Raw genomic sequence first — 18,811 nt, forward strand, 5'->3', positions numbered from 1 at the left:
GGCTGCCGCCCGGCAAGATTACTCTTCTGACACCGGCGGCGAATCCGGCCAGGCGTGGATCACCGCCTGAATCAGCGTCGCCAGCGGGATAGCGAAAAAGACGCCCCAGAAGCCCCACAGCCCGCCGAAGATAATCACCGATAAAATGATCACCAGCGGGTGTAAGTTAACCGCTTCGGAGAACAGCACCGGCACCAGCAGGTTGCCATCCAGCCCCTGAATAATCAGATAAACGGCAAAGCAGCTCCAGAACTCAGTGCCAAGACCGAACTGGAACAGCGCCACGCCAACCACCGGAATGGTGACGACAAACGCGCCGATATAGGGGATCAGCACCGAGAAGCCGACCAGCACCGCCAGCAGCAGGGAGTAGTTGAGACCAAACAGGATAAAACCGATCCAGGTGGCGACGCCGACGACAATCATCTCCAGCACTTTGCCACGGATGTAGTTGGTGATTTGCTGGTTCATCTCTTTCCACACCTGGCCTGCCAGCCCACGGTTGCGCGGCAGCACGCGGCGCACGGCGTTGAGCATCTGCTCTTTATCTTTGACCAGGAAGAAAACCATCAGCGGCACCAGCACCAGATAGACCGCCAGCGTCAGCAACCCGACCAGTGAGGCGAGCGAATATTTCACCACGGAATCGCCCATTGTCAGCATGCGGGAGCGCATGTTTTCCGCCATCGCATCGATGATCCCCGCATCCATTAACGCCGGGTAACGGCGCGGTAAGGTGGCGGCAAAATCAGAGAGTTTGCTTAACATGCCGGGCATATCACGGATCAGGTAAATCCCCTGCTGCCAGGCAACCGGCATCACCACAAACGCCATCACCAGCAGGATGCCGACAAACAGCACCAGAACTATTGTGGCAGCCCAGGTACGCGAACAGCCGATACGTTGCAGACGTGCGGTAGGCCACTCAAGCAGGTAAGCGATCACCAGCGCTACCAGCAGCGGCGCAAGAAGGCCGCTGAAGAAGAAGAGAATACAGAACCCCGCGAGCAGAATGACCAGCAGCGCAATCGCCTCCGGATCGCTGAAGCGGCGGCGATACCACTGCATTAACATTTCGAGCATAACGTTCCTTTATGAACCTCTTGAGCGGGGGTAAGGAGTGGAATTGTATCGAAATGTCACAAAAAAGACTTCGCTTTTCGTATCCTTTGCGGGAAACATAGCAATCCACTGAATACAATGTTTTTCATCCCTAAAGGCGGCTACACTCGATGGCCGGTGAGCCGGAACGACGCCGCCGAAAGCAGGTCAACAGTGTGTCACCCCAAATACAGGAAAGAGGTTATGTTCAGGCAGTTGAAACGAACGCTGGTCGCAACCCTGATTGCTGCACTCAGTGCAGGTAGCGTTGCCCCGGCATGGGCTGATTCGATAGACAGCACGTTGCCGGATATGGGCACCTCGGCGGGAAGCACGCTCTCCATTGGTCAGGAGATGCAGATGGGCGACTATTACGTTCGCCAGCTTCGCGGCAGCGCGCCACTGATTAATGATCCGCTGCTGGTGCAGTACATTAATTCCCTCGGTATGCGTCTGGTGGCGCACGCGGATTCGGTCAAAACCCCTTTCCACTTCTATCTCGTCAATAACGACGAGATCAACGCCTTCGCCTTTTTTGGCGGCAATGTGGTGCTGCACTCCGCGCTGTTCCGTTATACGGATAACGAGAGCCAACTGGCCTCGGTGATGGCACACGAAATCTCCCACGTCACCCAGCGCCACCTGGCGCGCGCGATGGAAGACCAAAAACGCAACGCGCCGCTGACCTGGGCGGGCGTACTGGGTTCCATTTTGCTGGCGATGGCTAACCCGCAAGCCGGGATGGGCGCGCTCACCGGCACGCTGGCCGGAACACAGCAAGGGCTCATCAGTTTTACCCAGCAGAACGAACAGGAAGCGGACCGCATCGGTATTCAGGTGTTGCAACGCGCCGGGTTTGATCCGCAAGCGATGCCGACCTTCCTCGAAAAACTGCTGGATCAGTCGCGCTACTCCACGCGCCCGCCGGAAATTTTGCTGACGCACCCGTTGCCGGAAAGCCGCTTGTCGGATGCGCGCAACCGCGCCAACCAGATGCGTCCGGTGGTGGTGCAATCATCCGAAGAGTTCTACATGGCGAAAGCCAGAACGCTGGGCATGTACAACTCCGGGCGTAACCAGCTCACCAGTGACCTGCTGGATGGCTGGTCGAAAGGCAACGTGCGTGAACAACGCGCGGCACAATATGGTCGGGCGTTACAGGCAATGGAAGCGAAAAATTACGCCGAGGCGGCAAAAATCTTGCAGCCGCTGCTGAACGCCAGCCCGAACAACCCCTGGTATATCGACCTGGCGACCGATATCGATTTAGGGCAGAACAAAAGCGCGGACGCCATTAAACGCCTCAATGGTGCCAGCGAACTGAAAACTAACCCGGTGCTACAACTCAACCTGGCGAACGCTTACCTGGAAGGTGGTCAGCCCGCGGAAGCCGCGCGCATTCTTAACCGTTACACCTTTACGAATAAAGAGGATGTCAACGGCTGGGATTTACTGGCGCAGGCCGAAGCGGCACTGAATAACCGCGATCAGGAACTGGCCGCGCGTGCCGAAGGGTTAGCGCTGGTAGGCAAGCTGGATCAGGCGATCACCTTGCTAAGCAGCGCCAGTTCGCAGGTGAAACTCGGCAGCCTGCAACAGGCACGTTACGATGCACGAATTGACCAGCTACGCGAGTTGCAGCAACGGTTCAAGCCGTACCAGAAAATGTAATAAGGAGAAGAGATGTCAGAGACGGTGAAGATTTACCATAACCCACGCTGCTCAAAGAGCCGCGAAACGCTGGCGCTGCTGAAGGAAAACGGTGTGGAGCCAGAAGTGGTGCTCTACCTCGAGACGCCGCCGGACGCAGCGACGGTGCAAAAGCTGCTGAAAATGCTCGGTATGTCCAGCGCGCGCGAACTGATGCGCAGCAAAGAAGATCTCTATAAAGAATTACAGCTTAGCGATAGCGCACTGACGGAAGCGCAACTGGTGCAGGCGCTGGTGGATAACCCGAAACTGCTTGAACGCCCGATTGTCGTTAGCCACGGCAAAGCGCGAATCGGTCGCCCGCCGGAGAAGGTGCTGGAGATTTTGTAGCATTAAAAAACCCTCGCCGCGTGGCGAGGGTTCAGAGTTTGAGGATCTCTTTGACGAACGGAATGGTCAGCTTGCGCTGGGCGGTGATCGACGCGCGATCCAGCTCATCCAGCGTATCGAACAGCGTGCGCATTTCTCTGTCCAGCCGCTTTAACAAAAACCGCCCCACGTCTTCCGGCAGTTCAAACCCGCGGATCCGCGCCCGCAGTTGTAAGGCTTGTAATTTGTCTTCGTCGGAGAGCGGTTGCAGCTTGTAGATTTGCCCCCAGTCCAGCCTTGAGGCCAGATCCGGCAACCCCAGATTGAGCTGGCGCGGCGGTCTGTCGCCGGTTATCAGCAAGCGGGTTTTGCCCTGTTCCAGAATGCGGTTGTAGAGGTTGAAAATCGCCATCTCCCACGGCTCGTCACCGGCCACGCATTCGATATTGTCGATACACACCAGCGAGAGTTGCTCCATCCCATCCAGCACTTCCGGTACAAACCAGGTGCGCTTATCGAGCGGCACATAGCCTACGGCATCGCCGCGCTGGGAGAGTTCGGCACACGCGGCATGCAGCAAATGGCTGCGGCCCGCGCCTTCACGTGACCAGAAATAGATGTATCCGCTGTGCGCCTGGCGCAGAACGTTTTGCAGTGCCGCCAGTAAAGAGGGGTTATCACCCGGCCAGAAACTCGCAAAGGTTTCATCATCGGGTAAGTACAATGGCAGGGAGAGCTGTGCCGGCGTGTTCAGAGGTACCTCAACAAGGCTTACAAAAAACGCAGTGAGTCTATCACAAAATGTTGCAAGGTTTGAACCGGGCGCGAGGCCCGGTTCAATTCTGCACGATGTTTACGACTTCGCGACGTCATCTTCTGGCGCGTCCAGCACCACTTCTTCCGGGCGCAGTACGCTAATCAGTTTAAAGATCAGGCTCAGACCCACACCGACGATCGTCGCCAGCGCCATGCCTTTCAATTCAGCCGCGCCAATGTGCACTTTCGCGCCGCTAACGCCGATGATGAGGATAACGGAGGTGAGGATCAGGTTTTGCGCTTTGCTGTAATCCACTTTCGATTCGATCAGCACGCGGATACCGGAAGCGCCGATTACCCCGTACAGCAGCAGGGAAACACCGCCCATTACCGGCACCGGGATAATCTGGATAGCCGCCGCCAGTTTACCGACGCAGGAGAGCAGAATGGCGATAATCGCCGCGCCGCCAATCACCCAGGTGCTATACACGCGGGTAATCGCCATCACGCCGATGTTCTCACCGTAGGTGGTGTTCGGCGTAGAGCCGAAGAAACCGGAGATGATGGTTGAAAGGCCGTTGGCAAACATGGAGCGGTGCAAACCCGGATCGCGGATCAGATCTTTTTTGACGATATTCGCCGTCACCACCAGGTGACCGACGTGCTCGGCAATCACCACCAGCGCCGCAGGCAGAATGGTGAAAATGGCAAACCACTCAAAACGCGGCGTGTAAAACGTTGGCAGCGCGAACCAGTGCGCCTGAGCAATCGGCGTGGTATCGACAACGCCCATCGCGAAGGAGAGCGCATAACCCGCCAGCACGCCAATCAGGATCGGGATAATCGCCAGAAAGCCGCGGAACAGCACCGAGCCAAACACCGTCACGCCCAGCGTCACCAGCGAGATAATCACGGTTTTGGAATCCGCAGACTGCCCTTCCGCAGGCAGCAGACCGGCCATGTTCGCCGCCACACCCGCCAGTTCCAGACCGATGACGGCAACGATTGCGCCCATCGCCGCAGGCGGGAACATCACATCCAGCCAGCCGGTGCCCGCTTTTTTCACAATGAACGAGACGATGCAGAACAGCACGCCGCACATAATGAACCCGCCGAGCGCCACTTCGTAGCCCAGCGGCAGCAACAGCAGTACCGGGGAGATAAACGCAAAGCTGGAGCCTAAATAGGCCGGGATTTTCCCTTTACAGATAAAGATATACAGCAGCGTTCCGACACCATTGAACAGCAGCACGGTGGCCGGGTTAATGTGGAACAGGATTGGCACCAGCACGGTTGCGCCGAACATGGCGAACAGATGCTGTAAACTAAGCGGGATCGTCTGCAAAAGCGGCGGTCTTTCACTTACCCCGATAGCACGGCGCGTCATAGTGTTTTCCTCTGAGTGTTGTTGTTGTCCACCCGTCCAAAACGGCGGGCAGTGTTATGAATTCCAAAAAAAAGCCGACTATCAAAGTCGGCTTTCGATTTCTTATCAGTTACTTCGTACCAAAGATTTTGTCGCCGGCGTCGCCGAGGCCCGGAATAATGTATCCGTGCTCATTCAGCCCCTGGTCAATCGACGCGGTGTACAGCTCAACATCCGGGTGCGCTTTTTCCAGCGCCGCCAGCCCTTCCGGCGCGGCAACCAGCACCAGCACTTTAATACTGTGGCAACCGGCATTTTTCAACAGGTCGATGGTAGCGATCATCGAACCACCGGTCGCCAGCATCGGGTCAACAACCAGCGCCATGCGCTCGTCGATGTTGGATACCAGTTTCTGGAAGTACGGTACCGGCTCCAGCGTCTCTTCATTACGGTAGATACCCACTACGCTGATGCGCGCGCTCGGTACGTGCTCCAGCACGCCTTCCATCATGCCCAGACCTGCGCGCAGGATCGGCACTACGGTGATTTTCTTACCCTTAATTTGATCAACCTGTACCGGGCCATTCCAGCCTTCGATGGTCACTTTTTCCGTTTCCAGATCGGCCGTTGCTTCATAGGTCAGCAGGCTGCCCACTTCTGAGGCGAGTTCACGAAAGCGTTTGGTGCTGATGTCGTTCTCTCGCATCAGGCCCAGCTTGTGTTTGACGAGTGGGTGTTTTACTTCCACGACCTTCATACTCTTCTCCTTTCCCCTGACAGGTGGCAGCCACAAAAAAAATCGCCGGATTATACCGCTTTTTCTCCGTTGCGCTACAGGAAGGCGCTTGATCGCGATCAATCAGACTGGAAAAGAGTATATCGCAAGAATCCGCCGCGCCCTTAAATAATGGACTCGCAAACGTTTGCCTTGGCTGTTAGAATTGCGCCAAATTTTATTTCTACCGCAAGTAAACGCGTGGGGACCCAAGCAGTGACCGATAAAACCTCTCTCAGCTATAAAGATGCCGGTGTTGATATCGACGCGGGCAATGCTCTGGTTGACCGAATCAAAGGCGTGGTGAAGAAAACCCGTCGCCCGGAAGTGATGGGCGGTTTGGGCGGCTTCGGTGCGCTGTGCGCGCTGCCGCAAAAATATCGTGAGCCAGTACTGGTTTCCGGCACTGACGGCGTGGGCACAAAACTGCGTCTGGCAATGGATCTGAAACGTCACGACACCATCGGTATCGATCTGGTGGCAATGTGCGTTAACGATCTGGTGGTACAGGGCGCTGAGCCGCTGTTCTTCCTCGACTATTACGCCACCGGCAAGCTGGATGTTGATACTGCCGCCAGCGTGATCAACGGCATCGCCGAAGGCTGTCTGCAATCTGGCTGTGCGCTGGTTGGCGGCGAAACGGCGGAAATGCCGGGCATGTACCACGGTGAAGATTACGATGTCGCCGGTTTCTGCGTCGGTGTGGTAGAAAAATCAGAAATCATCGACGGCTCGAAAGTGGCTGACGGCGATGTGCTGGTCGCACTGGCTTCCAGCGGCCCGCACTCCAATGGCTATTCGCTGGTGCGTAAAGTGCTCGAAGTGAGCGGTGCCGATCCGCTGGCTACGCAACTGGAAGGCAAACCGCTGGCCGATCACCTGCTGGAACCGACCCGCATTTATGTGAAGTCCGTGCTGGAGCTGATTGAAAATGTCGATGTCCACGCTATCGCCCACCTGACCGGCGGCGGTTTCTGGGAAAACATTCCGCGCGTACTGCCGGATAACACCCAGGCGGTAATCAATGAGTCCTCCTGGCAGTGGCCGGCCGTGTTTAACTGGCTGCAAAACGCCGGTAACGTGAGCCGCCACGAAATGTACCGCACCTTTAACTGCGGCGTTGGTATGGTGATCGCGCTGCCTGCGGCTGAAGCCGATAAAGCCATCACTCTGCTGAATGCGAAAGGTGAAAAGGCGTGGAAAATCGGTATCATCAAAGCATCCGATTCCAGTGAGCGTGTGGTTATTGAATGAAAAACATCGTGGTGCTGATTTCCGGTAACGGAAGCAATTTGCAGGCAATTATCGACGCCTGCAAACAGAAGAAAATCAACGGCACCCTGCGGGCAGTATTCAGTAATAAGGCCGACGCGTTCGGCCTTGAACGTGCGCGGGAAGCCAATATTCCCGCCCATGCGCTGAGCGCAGATCAGTTCGCCAGCCGCGATGCGTTTGACCGCGAGCTGATGCAGGAAATCGACGCCTACGCCCCGGATGTGGTGGTGCTGGCGGGTTATATGCGTATCCTCAGCCCGGCGTTTGTCGCGCATTACGCCGGACGTCTGCTGAATATCCACCCTTCCCTGTTGCCAAAATATCCCGGTCTTCACACGCACCGCCAGGTGCTGGAAAACGGTGATGAAGAACATGGTACCAGCGTGCATTTTGTTACCGATGAGCTGGACGGTGGCCCGGTGATTTTGCAAGCCAAAGTGCCGGTGTTCGAAGGTGATACGGAAGAAGAGATCACCGAACGTGTGCAGTCACAGGAACATGCGATTTACCCGCTGGTGGTTAGCTGGTTTGTTGATGGCCGCCTGAAAATGGACAGCAACAGCGCGTGGCTGGATGGTGTGCGCCTACCGCCTGAAGGCTATGCGGCCGACGAATAATTACTGCAATTTATCGCTTTTCACCCTGCCCGCCGCGGCAGGGTTTCTTTCCTCTTCCCCTGCTAAAAGAAAAAGTTACTTTATTTCCATCACCTTAGATGCGAAAAACGGATTACTGTCATACTTTTTTGGCACAGTTGGACATCTGACGGCAAAGCTCGCCATAATAAGTTGTGTCATACGAAGGGACGCCAGCAACGTTCACCTGTCAGTCAGGGCACCGCGAGAGCGAGAAGGATTTGCCGTGTCCCGAGCAAGAACCGGAGTGTAAACAGGAATGGGTCAGGAAAAGTTATATCTCGAAAAAGAACTAAGCTGGTTGTGCTTCAATGAACGTGTTCTCCAGGAAGCCGCCGACAAAAGTAACCCGCTTATCGAACGCATGCGTTTTTTGGGGATCTATTCCAACAACCTCGACGAATTTTATAAAGTCCGTTTTGCTGAACTGAAACGCCGCTTAATCATTAGCGAAGAGCAAGGCGTTACCACGAATTCCCGCCATCTGCTGGGCAAGATCCAGTCTCGCGTACTGAAAGCCGATCAAGAGTTCGACAGTCTGTACAACGACCTGCTGCTGGAGATGGCGCGTAATCAAATTTTCCTGATTAACGAACGTCAGCTTTCGCAAAACCAACAGAGCTGGCTGCGCAATTACTTCAAACAATATTTGCGCCAGCACATTACCCCGACGCTGATTAACCGCGAAACCAACCTGGTACGCTTCTTAAAAGATGATTACACCTACCTGGCGGTAGAGATTATTCGCGGCGACGAAATCCGCTACGCGCTGCTGGAGATCCCGTCAGATAAAGTGCCGCGCTTTGTTAACCTGCCGCCGGAAACGCCGCGCCGTCGCAAACCGATGATCCTGCTGGATAACATTCTGCGTTACTGCCTGGATGATATCTTTAAAGGCTTCTTCGATTATGACGCACTGAACGCCTACTCGATGAAAATGACCCGTGACGCCGAATATGACCTGGTGCACGAAATGGAGTCGAGCCTGATGGAGCTGATGTCCTCCAGCCTGAAACAGCGTCTGACCGCCGAGCCGGTACGATTTGTTTATCAGCGCGATATGCCCGATGCCATGGTCGAGATGCTGCGTGAAAAGCTGACTATCTCCCGTTATGACTCCATTATTCCCGGCGGGCGTTATCACAACTTCAAAGACTTTATTGGTTTTCCGAATGTCGGCAAAGCCAACCTCGTCAACAAACCGATGCCGCGTCTGCGCCACATTGGGTTTGATAAGTTCCGCAACGGTTTTGACGCCATTCGCGAACGCGATGTGCTGCTCTATTATCCGTACCACACCTTTGAACACGTACTGGAGCTGCTGCGCCAGGCGTCGTTCGACCCGAGCGTGCTGGCGATCAAAATCAACATTTACCGCGTGGCGAAAGATTCGCGCATTATCGATTCGATGATCCACGCCGCGCATAACGGTAAAAAAGTCACCGTGGTGGTGGAGTTGCAGGCGCGTTTCGATGAAGAAGCCAACATCCATTGGGCGAAGCGGCTGACGGAAGCGGGCGTGCAGGTGATTTTCTCGGCGCCGGGCTTAAAAATTCACGCCAAACTGTTCCTCATTTCCCGTATGGAAGGGGAAGAGATCGTGCGCTATGCGCACATCGGTACCGGCAACTTTAACGAAAAAACCGCGCGGCTTTATACGGACTATTCACTGATCACGGCCGATGCGCGCATCACCAATGAAGTGCGCCGGGTATTCAACTTTATTGAAAACCCCTACCGTCCGGTGAGCTTCGATTATTTGCTGGTGTCGCCGCAGAACTCGCGTCGCCTGTTGTACGATATGATCGACACGGAGATTGCTAACGCGCAGGAAGGTAAACCTTCCGGCATTACGCTGAAGCTGAATAACCTTGTCGATAAAGGGCTGGTGGACAGGCTGTATACCGCCTCCAGTTCCGGCGTGCCGGTGAACCTGCTGGTGCGCGGCATGTGTTCACTTATTCCGCAACTGGAAGGCATCAGCGAAAATATTCGTGTCACCAGTATCGTTGATCGTTATCTTGAGCACGATCGCATCTATATTTTTGAGAACGGCGGCGATAAACGCGTTTATCTCTCCTCCGCAGACTGGATGACACGTAACATCGATTACCGTATCGAAGTGGCCGCACCGCTGCTCGATCCGCGCCTTAAACAGCGCGTTCTGGATATCATTGATTTGCTTTTAAGTGATACCGTGAAAGCCAGGTACATCGATAAAGAACTGAGTAATCGCTATGTGCCGCGCGGCAACCGTCGTAAAGTGCGCGCACAACTGGCGATTTACGACTACATCAAATCACTCGAACAGCCCGACTAACCTATGCCGATACAAGAAAAGACGCCACGACCGGAGGAATTTGCCGCGGTCGATCTGGGTTCAAACAGTTTCCATATGGTCATTGCGCGTGTGGTCGACGGCGCAATGCAGATCATCGGCCGCCTGAAACAGCGCGTGCACCTGGCTGATGGTCTGGACAGCAATAACATGCTGAGCGAAGAGGCAATGGAGCGCGGGCTGGCTTGCCTGTCGCTGTTCGCCGAACGCTTGCAGGGCTTTGATCCGGCAAGCGTGTGCATTGTCGGTACGCACACGTTGCGCCAGGCACTGAACGCCACAGAATTTCTTAAACGCGCGGAAAAGGTAATCCCCTACCCGATTGAAATCATTCCGGGCAATGAAGAAGCGCGCCTGATTTTTATGGGCGTGGAACATACACAGCCGGAAAAAGGCCGCAAGCTGGTAATCGATATCGGCGGCGGTTCTACCGAATTGGTGATCGGTGAAGATTTCGAGCCGAAGCTGGTGGAAAGCCGCCGTATGGGCTGCGTAAGCTTTGCGCAGATGTACTTTATGGGCGGCACGATTAACGGCGAAAACTTCCGCCGCGCGCGCATGGCGGCAACACAAAAGCTGGAGTCGCTGGCGTGGCAGTTCCGCATTCAGGGCTGGAATGTTGCGCTTGGCGCATCCGGTAGCATTAAAGCCGCCCACGAAGTGCTGATCGCCTCCGGCGAGAAAGACGGCTTTATCACCCCGGAACGGCTGGAGAAGCTGGTCGCCGAAGTGCTGAAGTACAAAAGTTTCAGCGAACTGAGTCTGCCAGGCCTTTCCGAAGAGCGTAAAGCGGTGTTTGTGCCGGGGCTGGCTATTCTTTGCGGCGTGTTCGATGCGCTGGCGATCCGCGAGCTGCGCCTTTCCGACGGCGCACTGCGTGAAGGCGTGCTGTATGAGATGGAAGGTCGTTTCCGCCACCAGGATATTCGCAGCCGCACCGCGCAGAGCCTCGCCAGCCAGTACAATATCGACCGCGAGCAGGCGCGTCGCGTGCTGGAAACCACCACCCAGATTTACGATCAGTGGCTGGAGCAAAACCCGAAGCTCGCTAACCCGCAACTGGCGGCGTTGCTGAAATGGGCAGCGATGCTGCACGAAGTAGGGCTTAATATTAACCACAGCGGGATGCACCGCCATTCGGCGTACATTCTGCAAAACAGCGATCTGCCCGGTTTTAATCAGGAGCAACAGCTGATGATGGCGACGCTGGTGCGCTGCCACCGTAAGGCTATCAAGCTTGATGATTTGCCGCGCTTTACGCTGTTTAAAAAGAAGCAGTATTTGCCGCTGGTGCAAATCTTACGGCTTGGCGTGCTGCTGAATAACCAGCGCCAGGCGACCACCACGCCGCCGACACTGCGCCTGACTACCGATGCTAATCACTGGACGCTCAGCTTCCCGTACGACTGGTTCAGCCAGAACGCGCTGGTGTTGCTGGATCTGGAAAAAGAGCAGGAATACTGGGAAGCCGTGACCGGCTGGCGACTGAAAATCGAAGAAGAGCACTCTCCGGAAGTGGCGGCCTGAGCCGCCCGTTCACTACTCGTTAACCAGCGTCTCCAGCGGCGCTGGCTTACCAATCAGATACCCCTGTAAATAGTCGATACCCAGCGCGATTGCCGCGCTGCGTATCTCTTCGCTTTCCACATACTCTGCCACCACCAGCATTTTTTTCATCCGTGCCAGATGGCAAATCGACGCCACAATCTGATAATCCAGGCTGTTCGAGACAATATTGCGGATAAAACTGCCATCGATTTTCAGGATGTCGGCATTAACAGTTTTCAGCCGCGCATAGCTGGCATAACCGGTGCCAAAATCATCGATCGCCACCCGGCATCCCATCTGTTGCAGTTGCCCCAGCGTCTGGTTGGCCTGCTGAAGATTGGTCATTGAGTTGCTTTCGGTGATCTCAAAAATCAACTGCCAGGCTTCGATGCGGTATTTGCGCAATAAACGCCGGACTTCCTGGGCAAACTGCGTGCGGCAAATTGAGGCCGGAGAGAGGTTAATGGAAAAACGCTGGGCGGGGAGTTTTTCACGGTTTTGCGCCATAAACATCAGCACATGTTCGATCACCCATAAATCGATGCGCGACGACAAGCCGAACTCATACGCGACAGGCAAAAACGCATCCGGGCTGATGTTGTCGCCGTTCTCTTCCCGCATGCGCAGCAGGATCTCGTAGTAATCATCGCCGCGCACACCATGAATTAACTGAGCCATCAGGATAAAGTGATTTTTTTCCAGCGCCAGTTGCAGGCGATTCATCATATCCACTTTGCTTTTCAGGCTGCGTTGCAGATTCGCCGCGCCCCGGTTTTGCAAATTTTCCGGGTGGTTGGTCGCCAGCGACAAATCGGCGATGGTGCTCATTTCACCGAGCAGTAAATAGAGGTGCTTCACTGGTGAACGTACGTAGCAGTAACTTAACCCCACCTGCGGCTGCAGCGGCATATCATCCCAGATAAAGCGGAACTGCTTGATGCGCGCGTCCAGTTCCTCAATGCGTGTCTGGTGCGACTGGGCATTCAGGCGGATCGCCAGATCGTGCCCGGAAAGTTGATACACGTTCTCTTCCGCCGACAGCAGCGGCATGAGCCAATCCGCCATGCGCTGTTTATACTGAATGCGCAGCAGCACGCCATAGTTACGCCCCAGCAGTTCCAGCTCCGGCACGCGCAGAAAACAGAGTACCGACCACGGCGTATCCGCCATAGCCCGGCTCAACGCACGAAGATTGGGCATATTGGCAACCGGATCGATAAACGCCAGACGGCGGGCGCGATCATGCACCAGTCTCTGGCGCGTCGCCATCATCGCCATGGCGAGAATGATGAAGGAAAAGACCAGGTAACTTGATGAGGCGATCGCGAGTTGCACGTCGTAAGCGGGAAACCACGGCAAATAACGGTAAAAAAAGTGAATAGAGATGACCAGCAGCGGTGTCCAGACCAGCGACATAAAACGATAGCCGTAGCGCATTGATCCCCATAGCATCACCGGTAACAGAAGTGAAAGCGTGTAGTTGGTGCTGAAAATGGAACTGTTTTTATTCAGCGGCATCAGTAACAGCAGCAAAATGCCAATCACCACCGCGAACCAGACCCCGATCTCAATGCGCGTAACTTTACGATCAAACTCGTGGCGCATTTGCGATAACCACGACATCGCGTAACGCGGATGGCGAATAACGCGGATCAACAAATAGCTAAACGGCACGCCGGTCATCGTCCCGACCAGTAATGCCTGGTAATTGATGAGCATCGGCACATTCCACGCCAGCGCGCCGCCGTCGCTTGTTGCCCGATCGTAAAGATTCAGCCAGACGCCCAGCTCAAGAATAATCAGATAAATCGACGCCGGGCAGAGCACCTGCCAGAAAATACGCTGCGAAACCAGCAATGCCGTGCCATAAGCCACGCGGTGGCGGCGAGTGACAAAAATACGGTAACCCGCCCAGCTAAGTATTACAGGCAGCAGCAAATGCACGCCTTTACTGACCATTTCCAGCGGCGGTGCGGGCCAATAATGGCAAATCAGCGCCAGCACAATGCCCGGCAGCGCCGCCCAGCCATAAAACATCATCAGGGCGATCAGCAACGCCATTGGCAGATAATAGAGAATGACCGTCTGACCAGAAACGGTAGTAAATGTATTAGCGAGGCTAAACAGTGGGTACAAAATAACAGGCGTGATGAGCGGCAAAGCCCACCACTGATCTTTCAGGTGATGATATTTTTGAATAAGTGTCATAGATGCTCGGTTACCCAACCCAGATCCTGGCGGGTGTTTCAGGCAGGTATCCGACCCGACTGTGCTGTGCAACGGTGAAGTGCCAGTTTGTTAACAAACAGAAATTCTAATTCCGGACAATATCTGTTAATTGATTTGCATCAAAAAAAGCGCGCCAGCCAGCTTTAATTACCGGCTTAATGCGCATTATCGTCCATTTTTCATTGCTCACGTAAATATTTAATTTATCTTATATAATCCATGGTGATAATTTAATCATTGTGATTTTGCGCCAGGCTTAATTGACCTGACAAAAAGAGTGTGCATTAATGTCGCTGTCGCCCGTAAATCGGGTATTCCTAAAGGAAACATTGTGAGTCAGGCAACCAGTATGCGAAAACGACATCGATTTGACAGTCGCATGACCCGTATCGTACTTCTTATCAGCTTTATCTTTTTCTTCGGCCGCTTCGTCTATTCCTCTATTGGCGCCTGGTACCACCATCAGGACAAAAGCCAGTCGCAACAAATCAGTCAGACTATCGACCCCACCGCACGACGCTAAAGTTTACCCGATTTTGCTTACACGCTTTACCGCGTGGGTTTACGCTCGTCTGTGCAACGGTATTCGCTCCATTGCACAAACGCATTGCTTATCTGTCGAGGTTTAACCAGCGCTCTTCCAGCCGCGCCAGCGCCGTGTAGGCTTCGCCAAGCCCAACCGCCAGTTTGAACCCTTCAGGCCAGTGACCAGTTGCGGAAATACCTTCACTTTCAAGCCGCAGAACAAACTGCAAACGCCCATAATCCGACACGCATTCCGCCATGATCTTCGCGATTTGCGCACGTTTAATGACTGAGCCAAAGGCCAATTTCCGCAGCCTCCGCAGATCTTTAATCCCCCCGCGCACAGCTTGAATAAAGGTGAACACCACGTATGCCGCCATCAATGCAATCAGCACAGAGAAGGTGGCCTTAAAGACCGGCTCCGCCATCGGATAGCGGGAGATATAATGGATGAGGCTGAAAATAATTCCTACCCCCGCAGCGGATGCCGCAAGAACCGACAGCGCCGCCAGCCATTTTTTGGGGTTCAGCAAATCATGAATTTTACTGCGAACAAACCGACAGATTGCCACCCAGTCAAGCAACATCAACCCTAACACTACATTCGCGGCGGCCAGCCAGCCGTTATAAATGGCGTATCCGCTATAGGTGTAAAACGGTATCGCCGCCAGCGACAGCGCCGGGGAGAACAGCCCAGCAATACTGATCACCAACAGGATGACAAAACTCATCACGCGAAACAGTACAAAGGTGCCGGATATAAAACCCTTATCAATAAATGACGCAGCAGCGCGCGGAGCGGGACTATCACTGCCCGTTTTTTTCGCTTTCTCTGTTTGCGCCGTACGCCCCGCTTTGCCGAACAGCAAAATTGGTGCGGTCACCGCCATCGCGTAACTCACGCTGAAAAGGGTAATAAACGGCAGCGCAATGGCCAGTAACAACGTGCTGATAAGTGCTGCTTTCATGCTCCATAAACGCATCTTCGCAACGCGATAAACCCCGCTTAAGGCATCGGATAATGACAAGCTCAGCAGGATATTCTTGCGCCCGCGCCAGAAGTTGGTTTCCGAAATATTCAGCACGTATTTCTTCATCCCCTCTTCCAGCTCATCATTCATTTTCGGCAGATGACGACAGGCGCGAAACGCGGTCTCCTGTAGCCAGCCATCCTCACCAGCAATCGCGGTGGTCAGCACAGGCGCGGCACGCGATTCGGACAGCAGCCCGGTCGCTTCCAGGCAAATTTTCGCCAGCAGAATGTTATCGCCCGTTTTAACGTGCTGTATCACAAAGGCAGAGAGATCCTCTTCGAACGGTTGCAACACCTCGCGGCGGGAGCCAAATGCGTCGATTAAAAAGCGCAGGCAGTGAATAGCGCGAATGCGCTGACCTGCATCCGCAAAATGGTGCTGGATCTCACCCCAGCAGAGTTCCGCCAACCGTTTTGCTTCGGCTTCGCTACACAACTGGGCATACAGCACCAGCGCATCGCGACCACGTGAATCCGTAGGAATGTGTGAATCCGGCACTTCCGCAGGTTGCTGCAAAAAGCGGGTGGTGACGAAATACTCCAGAAAGCGTCGATGCACAAACGCAAACGACTTCTCATCACCAGGGGTGACTCTGGCAATACGGGCAAAACGCAGGAGTTCCAGCACCGTGTCCACGTGTTCTGAATTGAAATAGCTGCGGATCACTTTCACCGGCGCTTCGAGGCCAAACGTCGAGGAGCGAAAAACAAACCACGCGATATCCGTCGCAACCTCGCTCACCTCACGAGAGGAGATCCCCGTATCGCGCAGCTCCTGTTTGCAGAGCTGTATCCGGCTGTCGATATAGTTTTTATAAATCTCAGCCTGATTGATCGGCAATGTCTCGTTGACCGCGATCCATTCGCCAAGAAGCGCCATCATAAACGGGTTACGCACCAGCGGGATCAGATCCAGTCGGTGGCTGAATAACGTATTTCGCACCTGATCAGTAAATTGCGGATACCGACTCAGCGCTTCTGAAATACCGGCTTCGGAAAGCGGGCGGATCTCCAGCACTTTATCCGCCAGAAACGCGCGCGTCGGCTGGCGGAATACGCGCGAAGCTAAAACCCCGCGTGAGGCCGTTTGCGTAGTAATAAAGCGCGAGATAACCGTGGACAACGAATCGATGACCGTCGAGTTTTCGCTGGCGTCCAGCAACTCGGAGATCTCATCAAACGAATCGAAGATAAAAAATAAGCGACCGGTACGCCACAGGTCATGAAAGTAGTCATTAACAAAATCTCGCGTGTAGGCGTCACCACGCCGGACGAGGTTTTTAATGACAAACGCTTCCAGATCTTCGACAGAAAACTCTTTGCGACCGCCAGTGACAATGCTGTCAGGTACCCACTCGCGCAGGTTGATGTAAATCGGCACGCGGTGCGTCTTTTTAACCTCCGCCAGCATATCTCTGGCAAGTTTGCGCAGCGCCACGCTCTTGCCGGAACCCGGTGCGCCCAGAATCAAAAACGACCGTGAGGTTCTGTCTTTGCGGATCGCGTCTTGCAGCCCAAGGATCTTTTTACGGGAAGCGAGACCTTTTGCTTTGCGGATCTCTACCTCGGCTTCCAGTTCGGTGTAGTACTCAGGGCTCCAGTTACTGCTCACGTCAATCGAGGTGAGATCCTGCTGCAGCATGTTGCAGAACACCTCCAGCTTTCGTGCAAAACGATCTTCCGGGAAATCCTTTTTCAGCGGCGTCGGATGCCCACCGCCAACGCTTCGATCGCGCAGGCAAAAGAACACAATACCAACGATGATGACAACGCTGGCAAGGATCCACGGCGAAGGCTGGCTGATTAGCTGGATATTCTTCAGCCACGCAGGAGCATTTTGCAGCACCGGCAATGTCCAGATAGTCGGTAACAGCGTATTTAACGCGCTGGAACCGCTGCCAATGATGCCGAACCCGAGCACCAGCACCAGCGCGCGTATCTTGTTCGCACCATACCCGGCGGGCATCAGCAACGGGCGCGTGAAATAGATCATCAGGCAGATAAACACGGCAACTGAAGCCGCATTAAACCACGAGGAATAGAGCCCGGTTCCCACCACGAAGCACAACGCCAACGCAAGGAGGAGTAAAACGAATTTTTGGCTACCCGACATGTGAATCCCTTCTTTGTGCTTGTGACGCCTTTTGCCATAAAACAGCACTATAACGCCTCCGGCACCGCAAGCCGGAAGCAAACTACCTGATTTAGTGGGGGTTGTCTGAGGAGAAAAGCCCGATGCGCTTCAGTGAGCAATGCGCACGACGCTTTCACAGCGCATGCGTTGCTTTAATCCGCAACAGCGCGACGGGTGAGGATCTCTTGCACATAATGCTCAATTGCAATGTGATGTTCCCGATTGATGCGCGCAATAAAAGTCTGCAGGGAATCGTTCGTTGCGTGGAGCGTATCCGCAAGCAGTTTATCGAAATCGCTTTGCGTGAAACGGGCATTTCCCTTTAGCGTGGAATGCTGAAGCAGCGTGTGCGCAATGATTTCGAGCACGGCGCGTCGGTAATTATCGGCAAGCAGAACATCCAGATCGCTTTGGCGAATAACAAAACGAAAATCGAAGCTGACAAACCCGGAATCGACCGGCAACGAGTATGTCAGCTTATCGCCTTCCTGCCAGACCTGCGGCTCATAGCCATCCCCCATTAGCTTTACTGACTGCATCGCGCTCCCCGTTCAGCACCGTTGATATGTTCGAATTACCTTAACGTGGTGAAGAACATAGCGTAAAGCCATCACTAATGGCAGTGGCCCACATGGCGAATATAAGCGATCCTGTGAGCCGCCAGAGTAAATCAGCAGGGGAATAAAATGAATCCAGATAGCAGCGAACTGCCGCCCTTAGCGTGGCCAGAATTTACCGATGAGACAGCACGCTTGGCCTGGTGGTGCGCCTGCGTACAGGCCTGGCGCGAACAGTGGAATAACCCTGCGCCAGTGGCTCCGGTTAACGCCAAAGAGATTGAAGCGCTTGAACAACGTCTGGGCTGCGCGCTCCCGCCGCTGCTTCGCCGTTATCATGAAACACTCGGCGCACTCGAACTGGCCGAAAGGTTGTGCAGCGTCACGCCCGCGAAATACGCCAGTATTGAACCGCTGTTAGCGGCTTATCCCCGGCATTTTCGGGCTTAAGCTGTGGTTGGGGAGAAGAGGTGAAGATCGTGAAGTTTCATATGTGGGACCGATAGACGATCAGCTTAAT

Annotated in this window: 15 protein-coding genes; 8 read left to right on the forward strand and 7 right to left on the reverse strand. The window is 54.4% G+C overall.

The window, feature by feature from the left end:
* Window positions 1-18 precede the first annotated feature (18 nt).
* Window positions 19-1,083, reverse strand: a complete 1,065-nt coding sequence (locus tag DFO56_RS14740; RefSeq protein WP_017458961.1) for an AI-2E family transporter — start codon at window positions 1,081-1,083, stop codon at window positions 19-21.
* 222 nt (window positions 1,084-1,305) lie between these two features.
* Here DFO56_RS14740 and bepA point away from each other — a divergent pair, with 222 nt between their 5' ends.
* Together bepA and arsC are read left to right on the forward strand one after the other, a co-directional pair.
* Complete coding sequence (bepA, locus tag DFO56_RS14745) at window positions 1,306-2,772, forward strand: beta-barrel assembly-enhancing protease (protein ID WP_045510355.1); 1,467 nt, start codon at window positions 1,306-1,308, stop codon at window positions 2,770-2,772.
* A gap of 12 nt (window positions 2,773-2,784) precedes the next feature.
* Window positions 2,785-3,141, forward strand: coding sequence for an arsenate reductase (glutaredoxin) (gene arsC, locus DFO56_RS14750; RefSeq protein ID WP_045510358.1), 357 nt, complete (start codon window positions 2,785-2,787; stop codon window positions 3,139-3,141).
* A 31-nt stretch (window positions 3,142-3,172) separates the two neighbouring features.
* Here arsC and DFO56_RS14755 read toward each other — a convergent pair whose 3' ends face one another.
* The 3 genes from DFO56_RS14755 to upp form a co-directional block, all read right to left on the reverse strand.
* Complete coding sequence (locus DFO56_RS14755; RefSeq protein ID WP_065370367.1) at window positions 3,173-3,874, reverse strand: DnaA inactivator Hda; 702 nt, start codon at window positions 3,872-3,874, stop codon at window positions 3,173-3,175.
* 99 nt (window positions 3,875-3,973) lie between these two features.
* Window positions 3,974-5,263: a uracil permease gene (gene uraA, locus DFO56_RS14760; RefSeq protein WP_045510364.1), complete on the reverse strand. Its 1,290-nt coding sequence runs from the start codon at window positions 5,261-5,263 to the stop codon at window positions 3,974-3,976.
* Window positions 5,264-5,372: 109 nt separating this feature from the next.
* Window positions 5,373-5,999 carry a uracil phosphoribosyltransferase gene (gene upp, locus DFO56_RS14765; RefSeq protein WP_017458966.1) on the reverse strand — a complete coding sequence of 209 codons (627 nt, stop codon included), beginning with the start codon at window positions 5,997-5,999 and terminating at the stop codon, window positions 5,373-5,375.
* Between the two features lie 234 nt (window positions 6,000-6,233).
* On the opposite strand from upp, the gene purM reads away from it, so the two are divergent.
* The 4 genes from purM (at window position 6,234) to ppx (ending at window position 11,792) form a co-directional block, all read left to right on the forward strand.
* A complete protein-coding gene (gene purM, locus DFO56_RS14770; RefSeq protein WP_044489701.1) occupies window positions 6,234-7,271 on the forward strand; it encodes a phosphoribosylformylglycinamidine cyclo-ligase in 1,038 nt (345 codons plus the stop codon).
* Window positions 7,268-7,909 (forward strand): phosphoribosylglycinamide formyltransferase, encoded by a 642-nt coding sequence (gene purN, locus DFO56_RS14775; protein ID WP_045510372.1) that lies wholly within the window; start codon window positions 7,268-7,270, stop codon window positions 7,907-7,909. Before purM ends, purN begins: the two co-directional genes overlap by 4 nt.
* A gap of 277 nt (window positions 7,910-8,186) precedes the next feature.
* Window positions 8,187-10,247: a polyphosphate kinase 1 gene (gene ppk1 / locus DFO56_RS14780; protein ID WP_017458969.1), complete on the forward strand. Its 2,061-nt coding sequence runs from the start codon at window positions 8,187-8,189 to the stop codon at window positions 10,245-10,247.
* A 3-nt stretch (window positions 10,248-10,250) separates the two neighbouring features.
* A complete protein-coding gene (gene ppx / locus DFO56_RS14785) occupies window positions 10,251-11,792 on the forward strand; it encodes an exopolyphosphatase (protein WP_020454696.1) in 1,542 nt (513 codons plus the stop codon).
* Window positions 11,793-11,804: 12 nt separating this feature from the next.
* Here ppx and DFO56_RS14790 read toward each other — a convergent pair whose 3' ends face one another.
* Window positions 11,805-14,021: an EAL domain-containing protein gene (locus DFO56_RS14790; protein ID WP_045510374.1), complete on the reverse strand. Its 2,217-nt coding sequence runs from the start codon at window positions 14,019-14,021 to the stop codon at window positions 11,805-11,807.
* Between the two features lie 352 nt (window positions 14,022-14,373).
* On the opposite strand from DFO56_RS14790, the gene DFO56_RS14795 reads away from it, so the two are divergent.
* Window positions 14,374-14,565, forward strand: a complete 192-nt coding sequence (locus tag DFO56_RS14795; protein WP_071925214.1) for a YfgG family protein — start codon at window positions 14,374-14,376, stop codon at window positions 14,563-14,565.
* 88 nt (window positions 14,566-14,653) lie between these two features.
* Here the strand turns inward: DFO56_RS14795 and DFO56_RS14800 are convergent, their stop codons facing one another.
* Both DFO56_RS14800 and DFO56_RS14805 read right to left on the reverse strand, forming a co-directional pair.
* A complete protein-coding gene (locus DFO56_RS14800; protein WP_045510377.1) occupies window positions 14,654-17,713 on the reverse strand; it encodes an NACHT domain-containing NTPase in 3,060 nt (1,019 codons plus the stop codon).
* 173 nt (window positions 17,714-17,886) lie between these two features.
* Complete coding sequence (locus DFO56_RS14805; RefSeq protein WP_045510380.1) at window positions 17,887-18,273, reverse strand: hypothetical protein; 387 nt, start codon at window positions 18,271-18,273, stop codon at window positions 17,887-17,889.
* A gap of 147 nt (window positions 18,274-18,420) precedes the next feature.
* Here DFO56_RS14805 and DFO56_RS14810 point away from each other — a divergent pair, with 147 nt between their 5' ends.
* Window positions 18,421-18,741 (forward strand): SMI1/KNR4 family protein, encoded by a 321-nt coding sequence (locus DFO56_RS14810; protein ID WP_052679809.1) that lies wholly within the window; start codon window positions 18,421-18,423, stop codon window positions 18,739-18,741.
* The last annotated feature ends 70 nt before the right edge of the window (window positions 18,742-18,811 follow it).

This window comes from Kosakonia sp. AG348 (genome assembly GCF_003337365.1).
Classification (GTDB): domain Bacteria; phylum Pseudomonadota; class Gammaproteobacteria; order Enterobacterales; family Enterobacteriaceae; genus Kosakonia.